Origin of the sequence: Gymnodinialimonas mytili (assembly GCF_037544085.1) — a bacterium.
Taxonomy (GTDB): Bacteria; Pseudomonadota; Alphaproteobacteria; order Rhodobacterales; family Rhodobacteraceae; genus Gymnodinialimonas; species Gymnodinialimonas mytili.
Window position 1 is genome coordinate 139,254 of record NZ_JBBIFW010000004.1, and the last position, 22,674, is coordinate 161,927.

Annotated in this window: 22 protein-coding genes; 7 read left to right on the forward strand and 15 right to left on the reverse strand. The window is 57.7% G+C overall.

Annotation, left to right across the window (positions count from 1 at the left end; translation table 11 throughout):
* Nucleotides 1–86 precede the first annotated feature (86 nt).
* The 8 genes from glyA to ltnD all read right to left on the reverse strand — a co-directional run bounded on the left by glyA (nucleotide 87) and on the right by ltnD (nucleotide 8,340).
* Nucleotides 87–1,409: a serine hydroxymethyltransferase gene (glyA, locus tag V8J82_RS17110; RefSeq protein ID WP_339977344.1), complete on the reverse strand. Its 1,323-nt coding sequence runs from the start codon at nucleotides 1,407–1,409 to the stop codon at nucleotides 87–89.
* A gap of 51 nt (nucleotides 1,410–1,460) precedes the next feature.
* Nucleotides 1,461–2,471, reverse strand: a complete 1,011-nt coding sequence (locus tag V8J82_RS17115; protein ID WP_339976949.1) for an endonuclease/exonuclease/phosphatase family protein — start codon at nucleotides 2,469–2,471, stop codon at nucleotides 1,461–1,463.
* On the reverse strand, nucleotides 2,468–3,517 hold the full coding sequence (locus V8J82_RS17120; protein WP_339976951.1) for a sn-glycerol-3-phosphate import ATP-binding protein UgpC: 1,050 nt from the start codon (nucleotides 3,515–3,517) through the stop codon (nucleotides 2,468–2,470). Before V8J82_RS17120 ends, V8J82_RS17115 begins: the two co-directional genes overlap by 4 nt.
* Before the next feature lie 43 nt (nucleotides 3,518–3,560).
* Complete coding sequence (locus V8J82_RS17125; RefSeq protein WP_339976953.1) at nucleotides 3,561–4,466, reverse strand: ABC transporter permease subunit; 906 nt, start codon at nucleotides 4,464–4,466, stop codon at nucleotides 3,561–3,563.
* Nucleotides 4,467–4,475: 9 nt separating this feature from the next.
* Entirely contained in the window at nucleotides 4,476–5,357 is an 882-nt protein-coding gene (locus tag V8J82_RS17130) for an ABC transporter permease subunit (protein WP_339976955.1), read from the reverse strand.
* A gap of 77 nt (nucleotides 5,358–5,434) precedes the next feature.
* Nucleotides 5,435–6,736: an extracellular solute-binding protein gene (locus V8J82_RS17135; RefSeq protein WP_339976958.1), complete on the reverse strand. Its 1,302-nt coding sequence runs from the start codon at nucleotides 6,734–6,736 to the stop codon at nucleotides 5,435–5,437.
* 333 nt (nucleotides 6,737–7,069) lie between these two features.
* Nucleotides 7,070–7,444 carry a methylglyoxal synthase gene (locus tag V8J82_RS17140; protein WP_339976960.1) on the reverse strand — a complete coding sequence of 125 codons (375 nt, stop codon included), beginning with the start codon at nucleotides 7,442–7,444 and terminating at the stop codon, nucleotides 7,070–7,072.
* On the reverse strand, nucleotides 7,441–8,340 hold the full coding sequence (ltnD, locus tag V8J82_RS17145; protein WP_339976962.1) for an L-threonate dehydrogenase: 900 nt from the start codon (nucleotides 8,338–8,340) through the stop codon (nucleotides 7,441–7,443). Before ltnD ends, V8J82_RS17140 begins: the two co-directional genes overlap by 4 nt.
* A gap of 212 nt (nucleotides 8,341–8,552) precedes the next feature.
* Between ltnD and V8J82_RS17150 the strand changes: the two genes are divergently transcribed.
* Nucleotides 8,553–9,278 (forward strand): DUF4344 domain-containing metallopeptidase, encoded by a 726-nt coding sequence (locus V8J82_RS17150; protein WP_339976964.1) that lies wholly within the window; start codon nucleotides 8,553–8,555, stop codon nucleotides 9,276–9,278.
* Nucleotides 9,279–9,571: 293 nt separating this feature from the next.
* On the opposite strand, the gene V8J82_RS17155 is transcribed toward V8J82_RS17150, so the two are convergent.
* Nucleotides 9,572–10,402 (reverse strand): LysR family transcriptional regulator, encoded by an 831-nt coding sequence (locus V8J82_RS17155; RefSeq protein ID WP_339976965.1) that lies wholly within the window; start codon nucleotides 10,400–10,402, stop codon nucleotides 9,572–9,574.
* 96 nt (nucleotides 10,403–10,498) lie between these two features.
* Between V8J82_RS17155 and V8J82_RS17160 the strand changes: the two genes are divergently transcribed.
* Entirely contained in the window at nucleotides 10,499–10,909 is a 411-nt protein-coding gene (locus V8J82_RS17160; protein ID WP_339976967.1) for a hypothetical protein, read from the forward strand.
* Between the two features lie 248 nt (nucleotides 10,910–11,157).
* The gene (locus V8J82_RS17165; RefSeq protein ID WP_339976969.1) at nucleotides 11,158–11,574 is read left to right on the forward strand and encodes a RidA family protein; all 417 of its coding nucleotides are present in this window, start codon (nucleotides 11,158–11,160) and stop codon (nucleotides 11,572–11,574) included.
* 201 nt (nucleotides 11,575–11,775) lie between these two features.
* Here the strand turns inward: V8J82_RS17165 and V8J82_RS17170 are convergent, their stop codons facing one another.
* The 6 genes from V8J82_RS17170 to V8J82_RS17195 form a co-directional block, all read right to left on the reverse strand.
* Complete coding sequence (locus tag V8J82_RS17170; RefSeq protein WP_339976971.1) at nucleotides 11,776–14,112, reverse strand: YecA family protein; 2,337 nt, start codon at nucleotides 14,110–14,112, stop codon at nucleotides 11,776–11,778.
* 279 nt (nucleotides 14,113–14,391) lie between these two features.
* Nucleotides 14,392–15,012 (reverse strand): hypothetical protein, encoded by a 621-nt coding sequence (locus tag V8J82_RS17175; protein WP_339976973.1) that lies wholly within the window; start codon nucleotides 15,010–15,012, stop codon nucleotides 14,392–14,394.
* A gap of 239 nt (nucleotides 15,013–15,251) precedes the next feature.
* The gene (locus V8J82_RS17180) at nucleotides 15,252–16,352 is read right to left on the reverse strand and encodes a hypothetical protein (RefSeq protein WP_339976974.1); all 1,101 of its coding nucleotides are present in this window, start codon (nucleotides 16,350–16,352) and stop codon (nucleotides 15,252–15,254) included.
* Nucleotides 16,340–17,380, reverse strand: coding sequence for a hypothetical protein (locus V8J82_RS17185; RefSeq protein ID WP_339976976.1), 1,041 nt, complete (start codon nucleotides 17,378–17,380; stop codon nucleotides 16,340–16,342). Before V8J82_RS17185 ends, V8J82_RS17180 begins: the two co-directional genes overlap by 13 nt.
* A gap of 284 nt (nucleotides 17,381–17,664) precedes the next feature.
* Nucleotides 17,665–18,876, reverse strand: a complete 1,212-nt coding sequence (locus tag V8J82_RS17190; protein WP_339976978.1) for an HNH endonuclease — start codon at nucleotides 18,874–18,876, stop codon at nucleotides 17,665–17,667.
* Nucleotides 18,877–19,118: 242 nt separating this feature from the next.
* Nucleotides 19,119–19,793, reverse strand: a complete 675-nt coding sequence (locus tag V8J82_RS17195) for an SDR family NAD(P)-dependent oxidoreductase (protein WP_339976980.1) — start codon at nucleotides 19,791–19,793, stop codon at nucleotides 19,119–19,121.
* Between the two features lie 108 nt (nucleotides 19,794–19,901).
* On the opposite strand from V8J82_RS17195, the gene V8J82_RS17200 reads away from it, so the two are divergent.
* The 4 genes from V8J82_RS17200 (at nucleotide 19,902) to V8J82_RS17215 (ending at nucleotide 22,539) form a co-directional block, all read left to right on the forward strand.
* Nucleotides 19,902–20,564: a TetR/AcrR family transcriptional regulator gene (locus tag V8J82_RS17200; protein ID WP_339976982.1), complete on the forward strand. Its 663-nt coding sequence runs from the start codon at nucleotides 19,902–19,904 to the stop codon at nucleotides 20,562–20,564.
* Nucleotides 20,561–21,046 carry a DoxX family membrane protein gene (locus V8J82_RS17205; protein ID WP_339976984.1) on the forward strand — a complete coding sequence of 162 codons (486 nt, stop codon included), beginning with the start codon at nucleotides 20,561–20,563 and terminating at the stop codon, nucleotides 21,044–21,046. Before V8J82_RS17200 ends, V8J82_RS17205 begins: the two co-directional genes overlap by 4 nt.
* Before the next feature lie 3 nt (nucleotides 21,047–21,049).
* Nucleotides 21,050–21,547, forward strand: coding sequence for a DUF3291 domain-containing protein (locus V8J82_RS17210; protein ID WP_339976986.1), 498 nt, complete (start codon nucleotides 21,050–21,052; stop codon nucleotides 21,545–21,547).
* Nucleotides 21,548–21,642: 95 nt separating this feature from the next.
* Complete coding sequence (locus tag V8J82_RS17215) at nucleotides 21,643–22,539, forward strand: LysR family transcriptional regulator (protein ID WP_339976988.1); 897 nt, start codon at nucleotides 21,643–21,645, stop codon at nucleotides 22,537–22,539.
* Nucleotides 22,540–22,674 lie beyond the last annotated feature (135 nt).

A 22,674-nucleotide genomic window follows, 5' to 3' on the forward strand; every position in this document is an offset into this window, starting at 1 on the left:
GGGACACCGTCGAGAATGAATATGAGAGCCATTCGCAACTTGGTCAAGCCAATTGCGAATGATTTGCAAAAACACATCACGTCGTATCAGATGATATAGTGCAATTGCCTAAACTTTTGGCGAAATGCAGAGACCTCATCTGCCAGGTCTTGCGGCGCATCGCTACGGAGCGCGCTGGCGAAGAAATATGCTATTTCCCTGATATCACGATCTTTTTCAGCCATACCCCAGCGGGCAATCTCAGGCGCACCGATGCGGATGGCGTTCATATCACCGTGGATCGCGGGGCCTGGCACATTGATGCCACAGGCAATCAATCCGGCGTGATAGAGATGTTTCGAGGCCGCCTGGCCTCCACCGAAGCGCGCTGCGTCGATTGCAAATTGATGGCTTTCCGTGGCGCCTCGGATTGTTTCAAATACGGGGATATCCAGCCTTTTCAGCTCGCTAGAGAGCGTTCTTGAGGCACGCACCATTGCCTGCGCATAGGCCTGCCCGTGATCCCGCCAATCCAACAGGCTCCGCGCCAGGGCTGCGCTTTTGGAGGCATCGAAATTCGCGGTCATCCCGGGAAAGGCGATGGCGTCCAATCGCTTAGCCAATTCGGGATCATTCGTCACGATCAACCCGCCCGCCGGACCGCCAAGGCTTTTATAGGTGCTCATCGTCATCAAATGCGCCCCCTCGGCCAGGGGATCAGGCCAGGCCTTGCCCGCGAACAAGCCGCATTGATGGGCCGCATCCATCAAAACATTGGCGCCGACGCTGTCGGCAATCGCGCGGATCTCGGCCACGGGGTGCGGCAGCAGGTTCAGCGAGCCACCGATTGTGATCAATCGCGGCCGTTCCCGTTCGGCCAATTCAGCGAGGCCAAGTATATCAATGCTATAGCAATTTGGATCGACGGGTGCCTCAACGATCCGCAAACCGTAGAGCCCCGCGCACCCTGCCCCGTGATGTGGAACATGACCGCCGATCTCGGTGGGCGGCACCACGATCGTATCGCCGGGCTGGCAGGTGGCCATGAAGGCGTAGAGGTTCGCCATGGCACCGGAGGCGACGCGGATCTCGGCGAAGCGGGCCTGAAACACCTCGGCGGCCAATGCGGCGGCGATCACCTCGGCCTCTTCGATGGCCTCCAATCCCATCTCGTATTTGTCACCGGGATAGCCGAGCGAAGGGCGCGTGCCCATGCCGTTGGACAACAGCGCCTCGGCGGCGGGATTCATCACATTGGTTGCGGGGTTGAGGTTGATGCAGTCGCGTTCGTGGATGCGGCGGTTTTCGGCGCTTAAGGCCCCCAACCGAGCGGCGATTTCGGTGCTGTCCTGCGACGCTGTTCTGGCCGCAATGCGTTGCACCAGATCCTCGGACGGTGCCGGCACCCAATCGCGTCTGTCCAAAGCTATGTCCCCCTCACTGATCCGCGCATGAAAGCGGAGGTGAGGCTGGCTTTGCAATCATAAATGCCCCAGCGAAAAATCGGCCAGGATGCATTTATGATCCGATAACGGGATGCCATCGGGCCGCAAGGGCGCGCGCAACGGATGCGGCGTGCCGGTCAGCCCGCGTGTGGCAAACCAATCCAGGCGCATCCTGCGACTCTCATGGGGGGATATCAGGCTGGCGCGCACGGTGATGCCATCGGGGCTGGCCGACCAATCGTATCCCCGCCCCTCTGCCATATCGAACAGCGTTTCGTCGCGCCAATCGAACCGGGGCAGAAGATGGTTGCCACTGTTCAGATCGCCGCCGATGAGAACCGGCATGTCCGGCGCAAACTCGTCCACTGCATCCAGCAAGGTCTCGAATTGAGCGTGGCGCATCGCGGGACCGCAATTCGCCTCCAGATGCGTGCTGACGGCGCAGATCGGTCCGGCCTGAGACATCACCACCGCCGCGACAGCCATCCGTCCGCCAAGGCGCAGCTTTGCCGGGTCCCCTGCCCCATCGTCATCGGTGCAAAACCAATGACCCTTCGGATCGAGCCGAAACATCGCCGCGCGCTGAATCGGCACAGACGACAAGATGCCGTTGCCGTGGAATCCAAGCGCGTTGTAGCCGTCCTTGCAAAACAGCCGCTCGGTCACGCTGCCCAGATCGACCTCGTAGAACTCGACACCGAACGCATAGGTCATTCCAAGGGCAGCAGCCATCTCGGCGATCGTGTTGCGCTGGCCGGTGCGGTCCATGCCGATATCCATCTCTGACACAAGCACGAGGGCGGGCTTGGCCGGCGCCAGATACGCAGCGGAGGCCTCAGGGAACAGACAGCGTTCCAAGTTCCAAGCGGCCACGGTGACCTCGCGCGGCAACGCTTTGGAGGTGGGCGTCCCCCCGATTTCCACAGTATTCATCGCCGGGATGTCGGCCATAAGCGCGGCATGGGTCGCGGCATCGCGAGGCGCGCCCAAGATACGGGCATGCTGCGCCTCGGTCACCGGCGGCAGCGCCGCCACAAGCTCTGTCACAAGCGGCGGCCGTGGCCCGCGTCAAACAGATGCACGGCGCCGGGTTTGACGGCCAGGCGCATGGGCCCGGTTTCCGCCGCCTGATCTTTGGGCACCGCGACCGAAAACGCCTGCCCGCCCACTTGGCCATGCAACAACCGCTGCGCCCCCAGTTCCTCGATAATATCGACATTGAAATCCAAGTCGCCTTCCGGCGCGGGCGCGACATCCTCGGGGCGCAGACCCAACGTGATCTTGCCCGCATGGCCGTTCACAGCGGCGCCCGGCACCACTTCACCATCCGCGAGCGTCACACGCCCCTGACCGGCCTCGGCCTCCAGCAGGTTCATCGGCGGCGCCCCCATGAACGAGGCCACGAAGGTCGAGGCGGGGTGTTCATAGATCTCGTTGGGTGTGCCGATCTGTTCGATCCGGCCCTGGTTCAAGACGATAATCCGGTCGGCCATGGTCATCGCTTCGACCTGATCATGGGTCACATACATGGCGGTTGTGCCCAGGCGGCGTTGCAGCGCGCGGATCTCGATCCGCATCTGATTGCGCAGCTTGGCGTCGAGGTTCGAGAGCGGCTCATCAAACAGAAACAGATCGGGCTGACGCACGATGGCGCGGCCCATGGCGACGCGCTGACGCTGACCGCCCGACAGTTGAGAGGGCCGCCGATCCAGAAATTCGCTGAGGTTCAGCATCGCCGCCGCCTCGCGTACCTTTTCTTCGATCTCGGCTTTGGGGATGCCACGGTTCTTCAGCCCATAGCCCATGTTCCGCGCCACGGTCATATGGGGATAAAGCGCATAGTTCTGGAACACCATCGCGATGTTACGGTCGGCGGGATCGACATCATTGACCACGCGGTCGCCGATGCTCAGATCGCCTTCGGTGATCTCCTCCAGCCCCGCGACCATGCGCAAAAGCGTGGACTTGCCGCAGCCCGAGGGGCCGACCAGCACCACCAACTCGCCGTCGGGGACGGTGAAGCTCGATGCTTCAAGCGCCTCGACCCCGTTGGGATAGACCTTGCGGACCGCATCCAATGTGACCTGTGCCATTCTTATTCGTTTCCTTGGTTTTGCCCGCGTGTCGCAGCCGGGCCTATTTGTCGGACTCCGTCAGGCCCTTCACGAACCAGCTTTGGAAGAACACCACGATCAGAACCGGCGGCGTCATGGCGATGATCGCAAGTGCTGCGGCCTCGCCATATTCGGGGGTTGTCGAGCCATCGGCGTAGGCCTGCATGATCTGCCGGATGCCGCGCACCAGCGTGAACAGGCTTTCATCGGTGGTGATCAGCGTGGGCCAGAGATACTGGTTCCAGCCGAAGACGAACATGATGATGAACATCGCAGCGATCATCGTGCGGCTGAGCGGCACGAGGATGTCGATGAAGAACTTGACCGGCCCCGCCCCGTCGATCCGCGCGGCCTCGATCAATTCCTCGGGGATTGAGCGGAAGAATTGTCGGAAAAAGAACGTCGCCGTGGCCGACGCGATCAGCGGTACGATCAGCCCGGTATAGGTGTTGCCGAGATTCATCCAGGTGATCACCTCGTAAGAGGGCAAGATCCGCACTTCCAGCGGCAAAAGCAGCGTGGTGAAGATCATCCAGAAGGCCAAGGTCGCGAATTTCAGGCGAAAATAAACAATCGCATAGGCCGCCATCATGCCGACGATGATCTTGCCGATGGCGAAACCCAGGCCGAGGATCAGCGAGTTGGCCAGCATTGTCACGCCATTCACACTGTCGGTGAATCCGCCATATTCGAAGAGCGCGGCGTTGTAATTGTTCGCCATATCGTCGGAGAAACCGAATTGCAGCCCCTCGCGATGCAGGGTGATGTCATCCCAGCTCGACGAGGCGAAGATCATATAGACCGGCACCAGCATCAAAAGCGCGCCAGCGATCAAGATGGCATGGTCGCCCACAGCCTCCCACTTGATCTTTTTGGCGCGGCGCGCGGGGGCTTTGGTTTGCAGCCGGGTTTCCGTGATATCAGCCATGTCCCGCCCCTATGTGTAGTGAATGCGGCGTTCCAGGAACCGGAACTGCACGATTGTGAGGATAAGAACGAGGACCATCAGAACCACCGATTGCGCGGAGGATCCGCCCAGATCACCGCCCCGGAACCCATCGACGAACACGCGGTAGACCAGCGTCATCGGATTGTTGCCGGGCTCACCTTTCACGATCGTGTCGATGATGCCGAATGTGTCGAACAGGGCATAGGTGATGTTGATGATCAGCAGGAAGAAGCCCGTCGGCGCCAGGAGCGGGAAGGTGATGTCCCAGAAGCGACCGGTGCCAGAGCGGTTGTCGATCAATGCCGCCTCGCGCACCGATCTGGGGATCGCTTGCAGCCCGGAGAGGAAGAAGATGAAATTCACCGGGATCTGTTTCCAGACCGACACGGCGATCATCGCCGAAGCGGTATCCCAGTAATTGACGCCCAGCCGGTAATCGTAGCCGAAGCTGGCCAAAAGCTGGGTCAGGTTGCCGCGCGATTGGTCGAACAACATCACGCCCATCAGACCGGCCACGGGAGGCGCGATGGCATAGACCCACATCAAGAGCGTCCGATAGGTCTTGGCCCCCCGGATCACCTTATCGGCCTTCACCGCCAAAAGCAGCGCGATCGCCAGCGAAAAGAAGGTGACCAGCGTGGTGAAGATCACCGTGAACCAGAAGCTCGACATATAGGTGCGCGACGCAGGCAGACGAGTGTAATTGTCCATGCCCACGAAGGTTGACCCAAAGCCGAACGGATCTTGCAGGTAGAAGGAGGATTGCACCGCATAGGCCGCGGGCCAGTAGAAGAAGATCGCGATGATCACCAATTGCGGGATCAACAGCAGGATCGGAAAGCCGATATGTCCAAAGGCCGCGCGTTTCACAGGTGGATGTCCCCTTGCCCCATCGAACGATGGCCCAGCTTCGGCCAGGCCATCGTCGGTGTCACGTCAAAAAAGGCTTAGCCCTGGGTTTGCGCGAAGCGCGACAGCAGGTCGTTGGCCTCGGTTTCGATGATCTCGAACGCCTCGTCCACGGTCGCTTCACCGGTCAGGATGCGGCCATATTCGCGGTTCATCACGTCGCGGATCTGAACGTAGAAGCCCATGCGATAGCCGCGGGTGAATTCGCCGGCCTCAAGCGACAGCTGCTGAATGCCAACCTCGGCGGCGGGAAATTCCTCGTAATGGCCCTGCTCGGCGGCCAATTCATAGGCGGCGGTGGTGATTGGAACATAGCCGGTTTCGGTATGCCACATCACTTGGGTGTCGGCAGAGGCGAGGAAGTCGAAGAAGGCCGCTGTGGCGGCATTCTCGGCCTCGTCAAAACCCGACATGGCGAACAATGCCGCGCCACCGATGAAGGTTTGCGTGGGCTCGGTTGTGACCGCTTCCCAATAGGGCAGCATGGTGGCGGAGAAATTGAAATCCACGCGGTCGGCAATGCCCCCAAACGAACCGGACGACCCAAGCCACATGGCCACGTCACCGGCCTCGAACGGATCCTGGTTGTCGGACCAGCCGGTGCCGTACCATTCGAACAGACCAGCTTCCTGCCATTCGGTCAGCGCCTGGAAATGGGCGCGGATGGCAGGATGGTTCACCATGATCTCGGTATCAAGACCGGTATAACCGTTGTCGTTGGAGGCGAATTGCAGGTTGTGACGCGAGAAGAAGTTCTCGGTGAAGATCCAGGGCAGATGCGATTGCGCGAGTGGGATATAGCCCGCCTCGGCCAATGCGGGGCCAGTCACCTCTTGGAATTCTTCCCAGGTGGTCGGCGCTTCGACACCGGCCGCTTCCAGCGCGTCGGCGTTGTAGTACAAGATTGGCGTCGACGAGTTGAACGGCATCCCGATCATGGTGCCGTCGGCATCGGCGTAGAAATAACGCACGCCAGGGATGTAATCTTCGATATCAAATTCGATGCCGCTATCGGCAAACAGCGTCTCAACCGGGATCGTGGCGCCCTGCGCGCCGATCACGGTGGCCGCCCCGGCATCGAAGACCTGAACGATATTGGGCTGCTCGCCTGCGCGGAAGGCGGCGATGGCCGAGGTCAGCGTTTCTTCATAGGAGCCTTTGAAAACCGGCGTGATGACATATTCAGATTGGCTGGCGTTAAAATCCTCGGCCAGTTGATTGACCGTCTCGCCCAATTGGCCGCCCATGGCGTGCCAGAATTCAATCTCTGTCTGGGCCTGGACGGCGCCTGCGGCGAGGCCAAGCGCCAGCGTCAAACCGGCTGTGTTTGTGATGCTCATAACTCTCTCCAAACGTCTGTGCGGCAATTCTATTATCCGCATCTGGTGTCCACCCGGCAGGGATCGCCGGTCGGACGGTGATAGAGGTGCTTGCAATCATGGATGATCCAAGCGCGGGCGCGCGTCGTCAATCCAATGGTCGTCATACCCATAAGGGCCCGAAAACCGATCCCTCCCCAAGGAGAACGGTACGAGGTTCACCGGCATTTTCAAGAAAAACCGGTTCTTATGACAATCCAATTGGATGGTCCCCAGGATAGTTCGACCGCATCTTAACGTGCGCGCGGCGGTGGTAGTCCGAATCCGTGACGGTCTTGTGACAGCGCCGCTCACTTAAGTGTCGGAGACCAATCCGCGCAGCAGGATCGTGGCGCTCGCTTCGTTTACCGCCAAGAGCGTATCGTACAAAATCGCCAATCGAATCAGTGACTTAATATCGACGTCATGGGGCATCGCCGATAGCGGATCGATAAAGAAGATCAGCCCGTCCAAATTGCCATCGGCAATCATTGCGCCCAGTTGTGCGTCGCCACCCAACGGGCCGGATTTCAGCGGTGTGACATCCAATCCCGTCTCGTCCCGCAGCCGTCCACCCGTTGTGCCTGTCCCATAGAGCCGGTGGGCCGACAGGGCCTGTTTGTGGGCATTCGCCCAGGCCACCATGGCGTCTTTCTTCTGGTCATGGGCCACAAGGGCGAGCGTCTTCATGTCTGTTCTCCCGGCAGGGTCAGTCCGGCGGCGCGCGCATAAACCTTGGCAACCGCGGCATCGTCTTCGCCGCCCAACCCCATGCCTGCCGCGGCTTTGAATTGCGCCAGCGCCGCGGCGGTCATGGGCACCGGGAAACTGGCTGCGTCTGCGATATCCAACGCGATGCCCAAATCCTTCGGCCAGATATTCACACTGCTGGTGGGGGTGTAGTCGCCCGCCACGATATGGGGCGCGCGATTTTCCAGCATCCAAGACGTGCCCGCGCATTGGCGGATCACATCAAGAAATCGGTCGGGCGCTATGCCTTGGGTCATGCCGAAGGTCAGGGCCTCAGCCATGGTGGCGATGTGAACGCCCGCCAGGATCTGGTTCACGGCCTTCATGGCGGAGCCCAGCCCGATCTCGGCACCCATATTATGTACCGTCGAGGCGGTCGCCTCCAACACAGGCGCGGCCTGATCGAAGGCCTCCGCGGGGCCAGAGGCCAGGATCGCCAGGTCCCCCTGCGCCGCACGCGCCATACCGCCCGAGATCGGCGCGTCCAGGTAATGCACCTCCGTTGCAGCACAGCGCGCCGCCATATCCCGCGCGATATCAGGCGAGACCGTCGCACAGCCCAGGACAACCGTACCGGGACGCAAACCCGCGACGATCCCGTCGGGGCCGAACAAAACCTCCTCGGTCTGTGCCGCGTTCAGGACACAGACCACAACCGCATCCAAAGCGGCGGGGTCGCCGAGACCTTGCGCCCCACCCTGCTCTACAAACCGCCTCACCGCATCGGCGTTCAAATCGTAGCCATGGACCACATGCCCGGCGCGCAGCAGCGACACCGCCATACCGAACCCCATGGCACCGAGGCCATAGACAGCGAGTGTTTGCGTGTTGGACATCGTAGTCTCCTTACCCTGCCGTCGCATCAAGACGCGCAGCAAGGGCTGGGATCAAGCGCAAAAGCCATGCGCGGAAACCAGCATTGAACGCCGCCAATCACGCGCCATCTGCCAAATGGCGCGCAAATCGCGCGGCGCGCGCCCATGCCTTGCAAGACGCCGACCAACCATGGAACGCTCTGCCAAGTTGCGTTTGTTGCGGAGCCCTCTCCATGCGTCTTTGGATCCTTCTGTCCCTCCTCACGTTGGGCGCATCGCCAAGCGCGACAGCCCAGGAGACCGCAACGCTCTCCGAACGCACCATGGATGCTCTGGTTCATGTCGTGGCCCATGAAATCGGCCACGCGGTCTTGCGGGAATTCGACCTGCCCATTCTTGGACCGGAAGAGGCCATCGCCGACGATTTCGCGACAATCTACGTCCACATGACATTTCCCGAACGCGCCATGGCGATCGTTGCCGCGCGGGCGGACCAGGGGCTGGCCGATGGGGCCGAAACCGGCGCTTTCAGCGAATATGTTGATGACGAACACCGCGCAGGCCGAATGATCTGTGTGCTCTACGGGCTTTACCCCGACCGCTACGGGGATCTTCAGAACCGCTACGGTATGGATGAGGATGCTGCCGCGTCCTGCCGTGACATTGGACCCGAAGTGCTTCGAAGCTGGCGCCGCGTGATCGACAACTACAGAATGCCCGATGGTGCGCGGGTGACAGAAGTGCGTTTAACCGGTGATGACATCCCGCTGACCCGGTTCATTGCGGGCAGTCAACTGGGCGAAGATGCAGGCGTAATGCTCCGCGCCATCGATTGGCATTCGCAAATCACGCTGTCGATTGAGGCTTGCGAGGGCTCCGCCGGTTGGTCGCGCAACGGACGGATCATCACGATCTGCGACGCCTATATCGCCCGGTTCGAGGCTCAACTGAGGCCATGATTTGCGGAAAAACGCGCCCCGCGGGGTCCGAAGCAAAGGGATAAAGTGCTGCGCCCGGCTTGTGCAAATGCGAGCCAGGCATTCGCTGCCGCACAGCGATGACATGTTGGTCCGACGCACCCCGTCACATGTCTCGCGGCACAATCACCGCATGCACCACCATGCAACAGCGGTCCCGCCTAGATAGAGCGTGTTGCTTTCTATGATCGCTGTGAGCCCTTTTCGCTCAATGCAGCATCACCAACCAACCACTGCTCAGGTTGCCTGATGCGTCTTTGTTGGGCGGCGTCCGCTTATTTAACTTCGATACGATGGCTCATTTTTGTCAGGAGGTGAGCCAGTTCCTTAGCGCGAACAGATTTTCGATGGGAGATTCCAGATGTACGCATCCCAGTCTCTACATCCATAAGGGAAAGAAGGACGATATCTTCCCGGCCTTGTGCATGTGATGCAGGCACGAAAGCCACCCCTAAGCCAGCCGAGATAAGGTCCAACAGTTGGTGGTCATTCGTTGCATGAGCCGCAAAAACGATGCTGGATGATGTCAGTTCCAAACGATCTGCATGTGGACAATATGGCCTCTGAATAAGCGGTTGGTTCCGAAGGTCGTCGATATTGATCTCCCGCGAGGCAGCAAGAGGGTGAGCTCGGGCAGCAGCTACATAAAATGGTTCTTCTTCCACAGGTAGAAAAGCGTGTGTTTCAGGCACGCATCGATCTGACACGTAGGCCAATTCGCTCTCGCGCGCGTGTTCCGTGAACGTAAATTGCAGGTTCGTGAACCGGCGGCGTAGGCTGTTCAACTTGGGCGCAAGGCGATGCATTAACATGTCTGGCGCACAATAAACCTTTACCGTTTGTGGCGGTTTGGAGAGCAATCGTGTTTCCAGAGAAGCAAGATGGGTCACAGCGTCAACTACATCGTGATAAAGTCGCGCAGCAAAAGGCGATGGTTTAAGCCCAACCTTTGATCGCCGGAACAAAGGTATCCCCAGCCGGTCCTCCAGCTTCTGAATGGCGGCCGATATAGTGGGTTGGCTAACTCCGTTTACACGGGCCGCTTGGCTGAATGTACCAGTCTCGTAGGCGCTGGTGAAATAGCGCAGTGTGTTTAGATCTATCATAGTATTTGTCTATACTATAAATAGATGATGCGGCAATTTCCTTCTTCATCCCTGTGCCCCACTCTTCTCCCATCAATCATTCAAGGAGTGAAGAGCATGCACCCAACACCAGTCACCACTGAGGAAACCGTAATTGGCCGTGTCCTAACGAAATTTATGGCCGGAGACCTCTCGCTGTTCGAGTTAATCGCCACTGACATCGATTTTCGCATTGATCACTTCGGCGACGATGTGGATACGCGCTGGCAGCAAGCAGACACGCGGGATGCCCTTATGTCGGTCGTTGGTCGCCTTGGCGAGGAGGTGTTCCCGAAAGGAACAGAGGCCCTGAGCATTGACAGCTTTGCGCTTGGCGGGGGTTGGCACCTAACCCGTTTCCATCAACGCTTCTTCTATGGTGTACGACAGAAAGACGTGACCAGCCTAACCTACATCGTCTCGCACGAGGCCAACGGAGTATTGGATTACTTTCGCGAAAATGTGACAGATATCATGGATGTACAGTAGAAGCCGAAGCTGGAGAGACGCTGTTTGCTGCGCAAACGTAGCGTTATAGGTTGGAGACCTGTAAGCCGACCTTTAGCCATCAATGGCTAAGGTCCGCTTCGTCCGCCTACCTGTCTTATGGCACTCTCGAACCAACGATCGCAGAGGGCTGGCTGCGGTCATCGGAGCCTGGGTGGCGGATGGCAGGTTAGAGCCCATTTCGTTCAATGCTGCGACCGCGTATACTTCCACAAATAAGGGGTAAACCTATGCCTGTTGGCTTTGAAAGCGAAGACGTGTGGCGTGCACGAAATCGAGGGTTCCAGATGGCGGCTCTCCAACCTGATGGGATTTGCGTCCATCTCACGGGACAGGTTTCTTGGTCTGCTGATGAGGAAATCGTAGGCAGAGGTGATGTGGAAACGCAGACCCGCCAAATCTTCCACAACATTTCGAAACTACTCAATAAAGTAGGCGGTGAACTATCAGACATCGTGTCGATCACCACGTATTTTACAGATCGAGCACAATTGCCTGTGATCCAGCGAGTTCGGACCGAATACTTCGAATGCGGCACGGAACCGGTGTCGACGTCTGTGATGGTTGCCGGTCTAGGTCACGAGGATTTCTTGGTCGAATTGACACCAATCGCAGTGGTTCCCAATGAACGCTTCATCCCCCAGTAGCGAACAGTAGCAAAGTCCCACAACGAAACCTTCGAATTATCGCGGTGCGACATCGCACAAGCGGGGGTGAATGGCGGGCCACGCGTGATGAAGATGCGAACTATTGCTTCCCCATCGCACTACGATAGCGCTCCATTTAGCCTCGCGGACAGGATAGTACTGGATGGCAGAAAGGTCTGGCTGCGAAGCCAAATCAGATAATCAACGCCCGTGGCACTTCTTGTATTTTAGCCCACTTCCGCAAGGGCAAGGGGCGTTACGTCCCGTCTTTTTTGCCTTCACGGAAGGGACGGCATTCTTTGCCTGGTTGAGATTTATCGCACGAGCGGGTTGGGCCATTCGCGCAGCGTCATCGTAGATCCGGGCGTTTTCTTTTGTTCGCTCTGTCGGTACATGGACGTCGAAAGACTGCGCCCGGTGGTAGGTTCCGTCGGCACTAACGTCTGCCACGACGCCGATGACTTTAGAAGCCTTGGCAGCCACCGCAGCTGCACTGGCCTTGTCATTCACCCTAGTCCAGTCAATTTGGTGGTCGTGTTTTTGAAGCCAAACGAAGAGCGGCTTACCGTCCCTAGCCAAAACAAAGTAGCGAGCGGGATGCTGGTTCAGAGTCTGGCGGAGTTCGGACAACATCTTGGCCAGATCACTCCGGCCTTCCTCTCCAAGGTCACGGATATAGCTCTCCGCCGAGAGCCACCAGCGTGCTCGCGTGGCGTCAAGCGCCCCAAGTAGCTTCAGTACCTCCTCCGGGAAGTCCTGGGTCGGAAAAGGTCCGCTTTCCCAGTCTTCACCCTCGAAACTCTTGTCGACGATGTCGCTCATGCCGTCCCATATCAGCATGTTCGCCTTGCCGCCCTCTAACTGCTCGGCAATGTCCTGGTCGAAACGGTTCTTCTTCAGATAAGCGCCCAAGTGGTCGAACTCGTCAAAGAGATGAGCCCGGCGCATCCCTGCTACGGCCTGCCGGACCTCCATGTAGTGGACGAACTCGCCGGGTGTGGGCAGGAGGCGCTTGAGCACGAACAGGTCGTCGATGGACTGCGAAACAAAGGCATACCTTCCAAGTAACGGCTCAACCTGCGGCAGTTCCTTGCAGTATGTAGAAAAGGGCGAGAACGACTCGACCGTCAGCCCGATCGGCACCATCACACGGTAGTCGGCACGACGGACACGACCGCACTCTTCGTATTTGCCGTCCGCCAAGCGGTAGAGCGGCACCTCATCCGCCGAATTCAAATAATTGAAGAAGCGTTCACATTGCTTGTGAGCCTTGAGCACCAAGTCCTGTACGGATTGAGCATGGCGGCCAAAGTCAAGCGCTGGTGACGCGATGGTGGCAGCCGCTCCAGCCTTTGCTTCAACTAGAAACAGTACGTCATCAATCAGGATAAGGGTGTCGTTTTCGGACCACTGCTTGGTGACAGGGTCCTTATAATAAATTTCTTGGAAGACTGTGGCGCCGGGAAGCTGGGCGGCAAGAATATCGGCAAAGGCAGCTTCGCTCATCGCCTTCTGCCGATCTTCGAAGGTTTTCTTGTAATCCGGTTTTCGCTGGAGAAGATTGTAAAGAAGTGCGCGATACCCGGCATCACGTGCGAAGCACGGATCGATGGCGTAATAGTCCGACCCAAGCTGAATTAGGGGTTTCTTACGGGCAGGCAGTGTCCGGTAAGGCGTCCCTACAAAATCGCCTTCCGCGAAAAACTCAGTTTCTTCTCCGCGCCGATAAGCCAAGTCCGCCAATAGCGTCGAGGGAAGCTTTGTGTGACGGCTCACGTTGGCGATGCCGCCGCGAAACATATCATCCATCGCTCGCCCAGCGGCTTCAGATTGTTCCGCATTGGCCGCAACCCATGCCTCCATAACGTCTTCCAGAGGCTTATCCTGTGCGGCAGCGAAGGCCTGAGCCGCTTCAAATTGCTTCATCATTTCAGTAATAGCGTCGGCATGCCCAGAACGGGTGGCGTCGGCCATGGCCTGGAAGCCGTCCGCGATATCGGTGGCACCGACGCCGTACACTTCCTTCAAGACATCTTCGTGAGGCATCAAAACGTAGCGGTAGAACTCCCCCTCGAGGACTTGATATCGGTTTCCACGCAGCATGACCCAAGTTGATTTGGCGCGGAACTCAATATCAACCGTGTCGGGACCGAAGACGCCTTCCCTGGTATCGGCGGAGCTGGCCATAGCGAAAAACATGGCCTGTTCTCGTAGTTTGCGGCTAAGTTCAAACAGCTCTGCACATCGAGCTTCGTCGAATGTCATGTCCGTAGGGGAAGCATCCGACGCGAGCACCGCGTGTACGTACTCCAGTAGAAACTGGTTTTCGTTGATCAGGTCATCCGGACCGCCAGATTCGAGTTGCTCCTCGGCAGCGCTTTGGCCCGTTATCGCTTTCATCATGTGCTGGGCGTAGATGTAACCAAGCAGATCATGCGCGGGGATGGTGACAATGAGTGCGCGCATTCGCGCGGCAATAGCTTCCATTTCTTTCAGCAAGCGGGCAGCGGCCTGTTTCCTTTCTGATTCACCTATCATTTGTGCCTTCACCGAATTAGTTGTGGAACTCTGATAGTTTCCGAGTGCTTGACCGCATTCCAATGGAATTCTGTGTTATTTATGGCATCGTGAGGTGATCCAAATGATGACTTTTCTATGCAGACCTATGCAGAAATCAATAATCATTAACATCACACCGAGAGTTATGGCGAGTTATCTTAGGGAAGCGCGCCAACTACTTGTTCGACACGGAACCATGCGCATCGGACTAAAATTTTGGATGGGCGAAGCAGCATGCGTCATGATCGCAGTTCCAGGCTAAGGATGCCAACGTTCGCCCACCGCAGCTCGTTCATCTTCACGGTGGGCGTCGCATTCGTAGCCTTCAGCGACTGAAATGAGCATAGCCGACACCCGAGGGTGCGAATTTCCATAGCGACCGGCAAGGTCACGATATCGGCCTGCCAGCTTTCTTTCCTGTTCTCCACAGTCGTAAGGGCCATGAGACGTCACGCCGCGTGCATTGCGGACGCCGAGATCAAACCTCTCACTTAGTCCACCGTTTTCTGGTCGATCCAAGAAATCTAGCACGCATCCAGGCAACCAATCGTCCCAAGTTCGCCTGCGGGCGAGTCGGGCCAACAGTGCTCCGACATGCGTCTCAGCAACTTCCTTCCGATCTACCTCTTCCGCTCGCTGCAACGCATCGCTGGCCCAGTTGGTGAACTCATCTGCGTCCATCTGGCCGTCTTCCCAGGTGCGAGGAACCTCTCTCCAACCTTCAAGAGCGTGGTACGCGGGCTGCGCCAAGAATTCCCGACGCTCGGCGGACAGTTCCTCCTGTTCGTTTTCACTCGCGCCATCTCTGCGCTTATTGTGCCAAGTGAGTAGCTGAACGAAAAGTGCCGGATCGCGTGCAAGCTCAAGATGGATGGCCAATTTTCGCTTGTGAGTTCTGTGACCGTATCGGCAAAGAATTGGGATGAACGGCAGTTCCAGATTAGCAATCTGCTCATTCGAAACTTCGTCCGAAGCATCCAGATACGCTCGACGCAGCAGTGCGTAACGACGCGTTACACGAGCGCGGTTTCCGCCCCCTCCCGCACTCCAGTTTCGTGTTCTGCCGTTGCGCGCCCTGGCCGCAGAGGGCCGGAATATCGTGTTCCGGATAGCCCCGTTCAACTGTCGGAGGAGAGTTGCCGAACATAGTCAGTCGCTGCTTCGACGTCTGAGAATACGCGGCAGCCGTTGACAGCTTCCAAATTCACCTGGGGGCGCGTTACGAGATGGTGGAGCGGACCCTCTGTCAGGAACGCATCACAATAGCCCAGTGCGGCGGTAGCGTGCTCAAAGTCATAGTAATCGTTGGGCTTGAACTTGCGATCTTTGTCCCAACGCATGGCGGCGTGGATGCACGCACCGATATGGAGGCAGCGCAGCGTGTCTTTGGTCTGCGGTCTCTTGAACGCATGGTAGAGCAAGTTGCGGCACATATTGACCGAGTTCGCACGTTCTCCCGGTGTAGTTGATAACTCACGACCAGCCTCCTTTTCGGCAAGCTGATGGATGACATCTGCCGCAACGTCGCCTGCGACCTCGATAGCCCCTCTTAGTTCAGTGTCATAGGTTTGGGCGAAGCTGCGAAGCTCATCCTTGTACTCCGCGTTCTTCTTATTGGTTTCCCGGCTCAGGTTGGCGAACCTATCGGATGGCGGCATGTTGTCACCAATCGTTTTCACCATATCGCTGAGCGAATAGTCCCACAGATAATCGAAAAAAGATTTCTGCATGGCCAACTCCTCGGACGGGGAAAGCTCGGCCAGCGAAGGGTACGTGTCTCCAAGAACGTAAGCGACCTTGGTCCATATCAGCTCCTGCATGGGATAAAGCTCGGCACCCCCTTTGGCGTGCGACAGGAACGAGTGAATTTCGGTACCCATCACGATCCGCGACGGGATCATGCTGCTGCCGAGGCTAAGCTCGTCGATGAGCTGCGCGGTGCCGATCCGGCGACCAGGATTGTAGGGCTGCTTTATTAGCTCTAGGAACACGCTGGCGCTGATAGGGCAGACCAGACGGCCACTCGCAACACCCCGGCGAAGATAGTGGAGCATTTTGCGGGCTACTGGTTCCGTGCGAACGCCAAGCGCCGTATCTCGCGCGATGATCCAGAAGCGCATATCGAGATAGACTTTACGTCGGCCCTTAAGTGACCGACCAAGCTCAATCTGCCGCGCTCGGCTATGCCGCTCGATACTCATCGTGTTCAGAATATCCAAGAGAAAGGAAAAGCTTGGGAACGTCGGCAACTTGCGCATCGATAGGATTCGGTGAGGACAAGTCGTGCCGCGTTATGTGGCGTTATCTTCAATGGTGAGCGGCAATCAGGGCATTTGACACATGTAAGGTCAGCCAAGCGTTCCATCGCGTTGGCCTCGTTCTCCTCGCCCTCCACCAGATATAGGCCAAGTATGGATCGTACACGGAAGGCATTCGTACCACCAGGGTCGGAAGCGGCGATGCGCTCAAACAAACCAAAGATGACATGCGAAAGGTAGAGAAGGACGTGGGGTAGCACGTCGTAGATCAACTCGTACAAATCGTCGTCTTCATAACACTTGAAGATGAAGTTGAAGTTTTCCGGCGTGGTTTCCAATTCCACGCGCTGCACGGTGACAAGATGGACCGCGTGTTGAAACAGCTTCTGGAAGCCCGCTTGCTTCGCTCGGTTGAAGAGCGCCCTGTCAATAAACTCAGCATTGAGGACATCAGCCACCTCAGTCATTGCAAGCGCGCTTGATAGGATTTCGGCCCTCCTGCTTTTCAATATGCTCGGCGTGATCCCTCGGGGACTATTGGTAGTGAAGGTATGGTAGAAGCCATCTTCGTCCCCAAGCATCCACGAGAGATAGAGGAGGTTGTCGGTGAGGGGTTTTCGCAGCAGGTTGAGCGCTACAACTACCTTGCGTTTTTCGAGGCAGCGAAGCGCCTCGTAGATATGGTGAAGGTAGTCCGACACCATCGCCATGGTGATCTGATTCAAGACAACCTTTCGCACCTCGGCCTCGTATCCGCCAGCGCGCATTGCTGTGATGGGGTCGTCTTTAGTCGCTTGTCGGTTAAAGGCCTTCGCGTCCGCCTTGTTGCGGAAACTGAAGCTTACAACGTGTGCCTCCGCTTGTTCATATTCCACCAGAAGGCGGGCACTCTCATCATGAAGGAAGAAACAGTACTCGTGGGCCAACCTCAGATCGCTCGGAATCCAACCAAGGCGGTTACGGGGAATGAGGTGGACGCTGTTTGGCATTACCGAAGCCTAGCGATCTGTCGGCTGGATGCCCAGCGAACTTCAGCAATGTTGGCAAAGGCGACCGATCCTATAGGCGCAACGAAGTGTCTAATTTCCTCAATTATTCAATCCGACCCAATCAGCCCGTAGTCTCCAATGCTGGTTGATCGCACCATGTGTTACTTGTGAGCGACTGGCAAGTTTCGATGATACCACCTGCCTCTTCCTAAAAACAGCTTCGCCTATGCCTACATTTGCAACAGATTAGGCAAAAATCGGCCCTTTTCGTCGAAAGTCCTAACTCAACAAGCAGGAAGAGTTGCCGGGTCAATGCAATTCGTCTCAAGCGCCTTGAGATCAGCATTGGGTAAGGACTTCGTAATATGCGCCACATAGTCGGAAATTCCAATCGGACCTACCGCTCGGGCGGCAGATGGAACGACAATCCACGCCTGACCCGCGACAATATCGGCCGGAACTTCGGAAATCAGATCTTGATCGTCGGTGACTTGTACCGCCATAGTTTGGCCCGAGGGCGTCACGATCGTCAGGCTCAGAGTTTCCTTCAGCACTTGGAGCTGTAGCACCCATCCGGCCGGCCAAGCGAGAAAGGCGAGTCCGCCGACACCGCTGAAATAGGCTGAACCTCTGACCTTATATTGCTTGCGCTTTTCCGGGTTCGCCTCCCGAAAAGCCCGCCGTAGCAGTTCACCATCTGCATGTTTCCCAAAGCCTGCACCAAAAATCTGGCAGCCGATCGCTAACCCAAGCTTACAAAGCCAACGCTGCCCAACGTTTGTGAGATCCATTTCAAGACGCGCAGGCGTTGATTGACCAGCCTTTGCCCGCTCGAGCATAGCGTCAATTACTGCGAGCTCTGCAGCTTGCAACGGATCCTCTCGATTTACCTGCTCAAATGCAGTCCAATTCGACGGCAGGCCAGGTGTAACAATATACCGCTTCGCTCGCTTGAAATGCTTCTTAAAGGACCCCAGAGCTCCGAGGAGCCAGTATTCTGTGTTCGACGCTAGTGCCATATAGGCACGACCGGCGTCCGCCTTTTTTGCGCGTGGGTCGCCACCAAGATAGCTCTTCCAAAGGTCGCTTGTTTCTTCCGGGCGAAAATGCACAATCGTTGCACCACAGGGTCCAGCCCACCAATCTGCGACATTGCCAGATGGTATCGCAGGGTCGGTGAGTTTGCCGAGATAGTCGAGCGGAAGTACGGTCTTTAGGGGCTCGGTTGGGGAGAGATACATGCGGGCATCGTGACCGCGTTCCCGTGAGCCAGCCCATCCGCGAATGAATGCACCATCGACATACACCCCGGATATCGAGTTACAGCGCGCGCACACGTCGTCCGTTCGCCAAAACGGCGATAGATAGTCACCCCCAAGCGCAGCAGGCCATATATGTTCGTCCGAAAACTCCGACTGCGGCAGGTCATCTCCACAGTAGAAGCAAGTCACTACGGGCTCTTGGGAGTGCGTACTGTCTTTGATGGCATCGGTCATGGCAATCATCATTGATAATCAAGCCAGAAAGTGCAAGTTGGCTAGCGGTCTGATCGCTGCTCCATAAAGCGGGTGACAAGCTTGGATGAATAAGAGAACTACACTTATGTTCTGGCACTATTACCAGTCGCCCAACCAAGCGATCGTAAGTTCGGACTCGATTGGTAGAACCGAGCTGAAATTGAATTCCCTAAGACTATCATTCACCAACGTCATTTGCGTCATCCTGAATCCGCTCAGGTTTAAAAGCGTTCCGCCCAAGGCCTGATCTCGAATTCCGAAGTCCAGGCCGACCTATGCTGGTCGATGAGAGCCATGTAGGATTTCGCGATTTCGTCCGGGTCCAGCATGTCATCGGCATGCCCAGCATCTGACGATGACCTGACTGCAATGGTGCCGTCAATAAGGATATGGCCGACATGTATACCTTTGGGATGGAGCTCGCGCGCCAGCGATTGGCACAGACCGCGTAGGGCGAACTTTCCCATCGCGAAGGGAGCGGACTCGGCAAACCCTTTAGCGCCCGTGAAGAGCAACGCGCCTGAGTTTTTCACGAGCATCCGTTTCGCCGCGTGATGCGCCATGAGAAACGCGCCATATCCGGAGACGGATATCGCCGCTTCGACGGCCACAGGGTCGAGTTCGGCAATCGGCCCCCGCACACGATGGCTCGCATTGTAGACCGCAACTTCCAGAGTCCCGTCCAAGGCGTCAACCCGCTGGAAAAGCGATGCCATGTCGCGCCTCGCGCTTGCGTCGCAGTCGATCGTCGTCGCCCCAACCTCACTGGCGAGATCACGCAAATCAGACGTATCGCGCGCTGCGAGCACGACGTGGAGCGCTCGCTTCGCCAGGGCGCGGGCGAGTGATGCCGACAAGCCCGGTCCCGCACCCACAATCAAAGCAATCCTCTTCATGTTCTACGCTTCTGTGCTGGCATATCATCCCTCTTGCGAATAATCTATCGATCGGTATTATATTATGTGCGGCCAACTTGTCGAGCCGCACCAATGATTTGATCGCTTATGAACACCACCACCGCTCCGCAGCCGAGTCCACAGAAACGCTCCCGAGGTCGCCCCCGTGTTCTTGAACGCCAGACGGCGCTCGATCAGGCCGTCGATGTCTTCTGGGATCACGGGTATGAAGGCGCGTCGCTCGAACTCTTGACGGAAGCGACGGGCGTATCGCGCCCGACGCTCTACAGCGCCTTCAACGACAAGCGTTCGTTGTTTCTCACGGCGATCGACGCTTATGAGGACGGTATCGGTGCTGAGGCGCTGGCCGCGTTCGAGGCCAATCCGAATATCCGGTCGGCCGTACATGCGTTTTTTGATGTGTCGGCGCGCAACAACACGCACCCTGATCATCCGGTGGGCTGTCTCATTGCCTGCAGTGCCATCACCAGCGCCCAAACGATGCCCGACGTGCGGGCCAAGATCGAGAACTCGTTCCGGCGGGCTGAGGCGCGCGTTTGCGCGCGCTTCGAGCGAGAGGTGGAGAACGGTGAGCTTTCATCGAAGCCACCCGCGAACGAACGGGCAAAGCTGCTCCTCGACCTCATGAGCGCTCAAGCGGTCCGGGCCCGAGCGGGCGAGAGTCGGGATGACCTCCTTCATGGCGTGAACACGCGCGCTGCTATGGTCCTCGCGCACATGCCCTCCGACGCGAAGGACAAGGCGCGATGACGGTTGAGATTGTCATTGCGTTCCTGATGCGGCTCGGGCTCGTTGCGCTCTTCCTGCCCTTTAGCGCCTATTACGTCCTCGTCGATTTCGCCGGAGCACGAACCCACGCCATGACGCTGGGGGTTGGCCGAACTGTAGCCAGCCTCATGATGCTGGCAGCGTTGTTTATCGAGATCGTGATGTCCCTTGGGGTTCTCTCAGGTGTAGCCGACAGGTTCGCCGCCGTGGTCTTGGCGGTCTTCTGTGTGATGACGGCCCTTCTCTACAAACAATTCTGGAAGACGGATGATTTCGCGTTCGTGGGCACGAGCCGTGGCCTCGGGATCTTCTGGGACTTCTGGAAGAACATCGCTCTCGCCGCTGCGTTCTTGATGGTTGCGTTTGGCCCCGATGCGCAGAGCATCGGTGAAGGCATCGATGCGTTTCTCGCAAACCCGTTCTCTTCATCAAACCCTTACGCGCTTTCGCGCGCTGGAGGATGAAGAATGTCGACGACAGAACACAGCCAAACGCGCCAGAGTGGGGACGAGAGCAGCACAAAGCACCTCGCCCAAATCAGTATTGGACGGCTCAAATACGCGCGCGATGATGACCGTCTGGCCGGATGGCGCGACAATGTCGATCGCATCAACGCGCTCGCGGAAGCCCATCGAGGCTTCGTATGGCGCCTCACAGGCGCGGAAGGACAAGAGACCGGACGGCGATACTTCGACGACGAACGCATCGTCACGAACTATAGCGTCTGGGAAACCCTCGAGACGTTCAGGTCCTTCGCCTACGGCTCCGAGCATCGGGATTTCTTGCGCCGACGGCATGAGTGGTTCGAACCTGTAGACGGACACTTCGCAATGTGGTGGTCGCCTGCTGGTGTCGTGCCGTCGATGGTCACGGGTCGGAACAAGTTGCAGCGACTGCGGGAGTTCGGACCATCGCAAGACGCGTTCCGTCCGCAGGACCGCCAGTTCTTGAGGTCTGATCGATGAATGAAGCTGTCGCGGAACATCGCCAAGCTCGCATCGACCCTGTCAGTGACGACACCGCTCTTTCAGGCGGTCTAACTCCTCCAAAGCCATGAAACATGGAACTGCGGCGCCTTCGTTGCTTCCGGGCCGCAGCCGATGAGTTGAGTTTCAGGCGAGCAGCGGCCTTGGTGGGCGTCGGTCAGCCAGTCGTTTCGCGGCAGGTCGCAGCTCTTGAGGATGAACTTGGCGTCGCGCTTTTTGAGCGCCGATCTACAGGCGTGCGCCTGACTCAAGCCGGGCGCGTGTTCCAGACGGATGCCAGCAGGATCATAGATAGCGTAGATCGGGCGCGCGAGGCTGTCCTATCGGCTGCATTCGGAACTTCGGGCAAGCTGCGTTTGGCGATATGCGAAGACGCCACCACGCCAGTTTTCGCGGCGATCCTGGTCGCGCACCGCGAGCAACACCCCGCAGTCGATCTGGAGCTATTCGAACTGCCAAGCACCATGCAGCCTACCGCACTTCGACGCGGCGAAATCGATGCCGGACTGTTGCTCCCGCCGGTGGAGGATGCCGGGCTTCAAATCGACGAACTTTGGCGCGAAGACTGGTTGGTCGCCATGCCGTCGAAGCATCGACTAGCGGAACTTGACGCCGTTCCGATCCGCGAACTCGCAACCGAAAACTTCATCGCGACACATCCGAAATTCGGTCCTGGCTGCCATGCGCAGAGTCAGGCCCTGTTCGACTTGGCTGGCATCAAACCAACCGTGGTTGCGCGGGCATTCCGTAGATCGACGGTAGCGGTTCTGGTGCGATCTGGTGCAGGTATTGCGCTTTTTCCGGGTTCATTCGCTGCCACCATCATGGACGGCGTGGTGACACGCCCATTGACGTTCGCGAAACTCCAGATGCACGTGGCGGTAGCCTATCCTGCAGGCGACATGGAGGGCGTTGTGGCACAATTCCTTCGCGTTTCCGCTGCGACCGCCAAGGGTCTCAAAATGCGCTGAAGATGTCCGGCAACTGCCGTTCTGCACGTAATGAAAGCGCAAAGATGTCATCCTTTAGACTGTCGCAGTTACTGCCGCTCTGTCGTGCTCTATCGCACTCTTGGGTTGGATCGATAGAAAGAACGGCCCAACAAC

What these genes read in the sequence shown, in the direction of transcription:
- V8J82_RS17120 (WP_339976951.1), bottom strand. Translation starts at nt 3,517, where the DNA reads ATGGCACAGGTCACATTGGATGCGGTCCGCAAGGTCTATCCCAACGGG.
- V8J82_RS17125 (WP_339976953.1), bottom strand. Translation starts at nt 4,466, where the DNA reads ATGGCTGATATCACGGAAACCCGGCTGCAAACCAAAGCCCCCGCGCGC.
- V8J82_RS17135 (WP_339976958.1), bottom strand. Translation starts at nt 6,736, where the DNA reads ATGAGCATCACAAACACAGCCGGTTTGACGCTGGCGCTTGGCCTCGCC.
- V8J82_RS17140 (WP_339976960.1), bottom strand. Translation starts at nt 7,444, where the DNA reads ATGAAGACGCTCGCCCTTGTGGCCCATGACCAGAAGAAAGACGCCATG.
- ltnD (WP_339976962.1), bottom strand. Translation starts at nt 8,340, where the DNA reads ATGTCCAACACGCAAACACTCGCTGTCTATGGCCTCGGTGCCATGGGG.
- V8J82_RS17150 (WP_339976964.1), top strand. Translation starts at nt 8,553, where the DNA reads ATGCGTCTTTGGATCCTTCTGTCCCTCCTCACGTTGGGCGCATCGCCA.
- V8J82_RS17155 (WP_339976965.1), bottom strand. Translation starts at nt 10,402, where the DNA reads ATGATAGATCTAAACACACTGCGCTATTTCACCAGCGCCTACGAGACT.
- V8J82_RS17160 (WP_339976967.1), top strand. Translation starts at nt 10,499, where the DNA reads ATGCACCCAACACCAGTCACCACTGAGGAAACCGTAATTGGCCGTGTC.
- V8J82_RS17165 (WP_339976969.1), top strand. Translation starts at nt 11,158, where the DNA reads ATGCCTGTTGGCTTTGAAAGCGAAGACGTGTGGCGTGCACGAAATCGA.
- V8J82_RS17170 (WP_339976971.1), bottom strand. Translation starts at nt 14,112, where the DNA reads ATGATAGGTGAATCAGAAAGGAAACAGGCCGCTGCCCGCTTGCTGAAA.
- V8J82_RS17185 (WP_339976976.1), bottom strand. Translation starts at nt 17,380, where the DNA reads ATGCCAAACAGCGTCCACCTCATTCCCCGTAACCGCCTTGGTTGGATT.
- V8J82_RS17190 (WP_339976978.1), bottom strand. Translation starts at nt 18,876, where the DNA reads ATGACCGATGCCATCAAAGACAGTACGCACTCCCAAGAGCCCGTAGTG.
- V8J82_RS17195 (WP_339976980.1), bottom strand. Translation starts at nt 19,793, where the DNA reads ATGAAGAGGATTGCTTTGATTGTGGGTGCGGGACCGGGCTTGTCGGCA.
- V8J82_RS17200 (WP_339976982.1), top strand. Translation starts at nt 19,902, where the DNA reads ATGAACACCACCACCGCTCCGCAGCCGAGTCCACAGAAACGCTCCCGA.
- V8J82_RS17205 (WP_339976984.1), top strand. Translation starts at nt 20,561, where the DNA reads ATGACGGTTGAGATTGTCATTGCGTTCCTGATGCGGCTCGGGCTCGTT.
- V8J82_RS17210 (WP_339976986.1), top strand. Translation starts at nt 21,050, where the DNA reads ATGTCGACGACAGAACACAGCCAAACGCGCCAGAGTGGGGACGAGAGC.
- V8J82_RS17215 (WP_339976988.1), top strand. Translation starts at nt 21,643, where the DNA reads ATGGAACTGCGGCGCCTTCGTTGCTTCCGGGCCGCAGCCGATGAGTTG.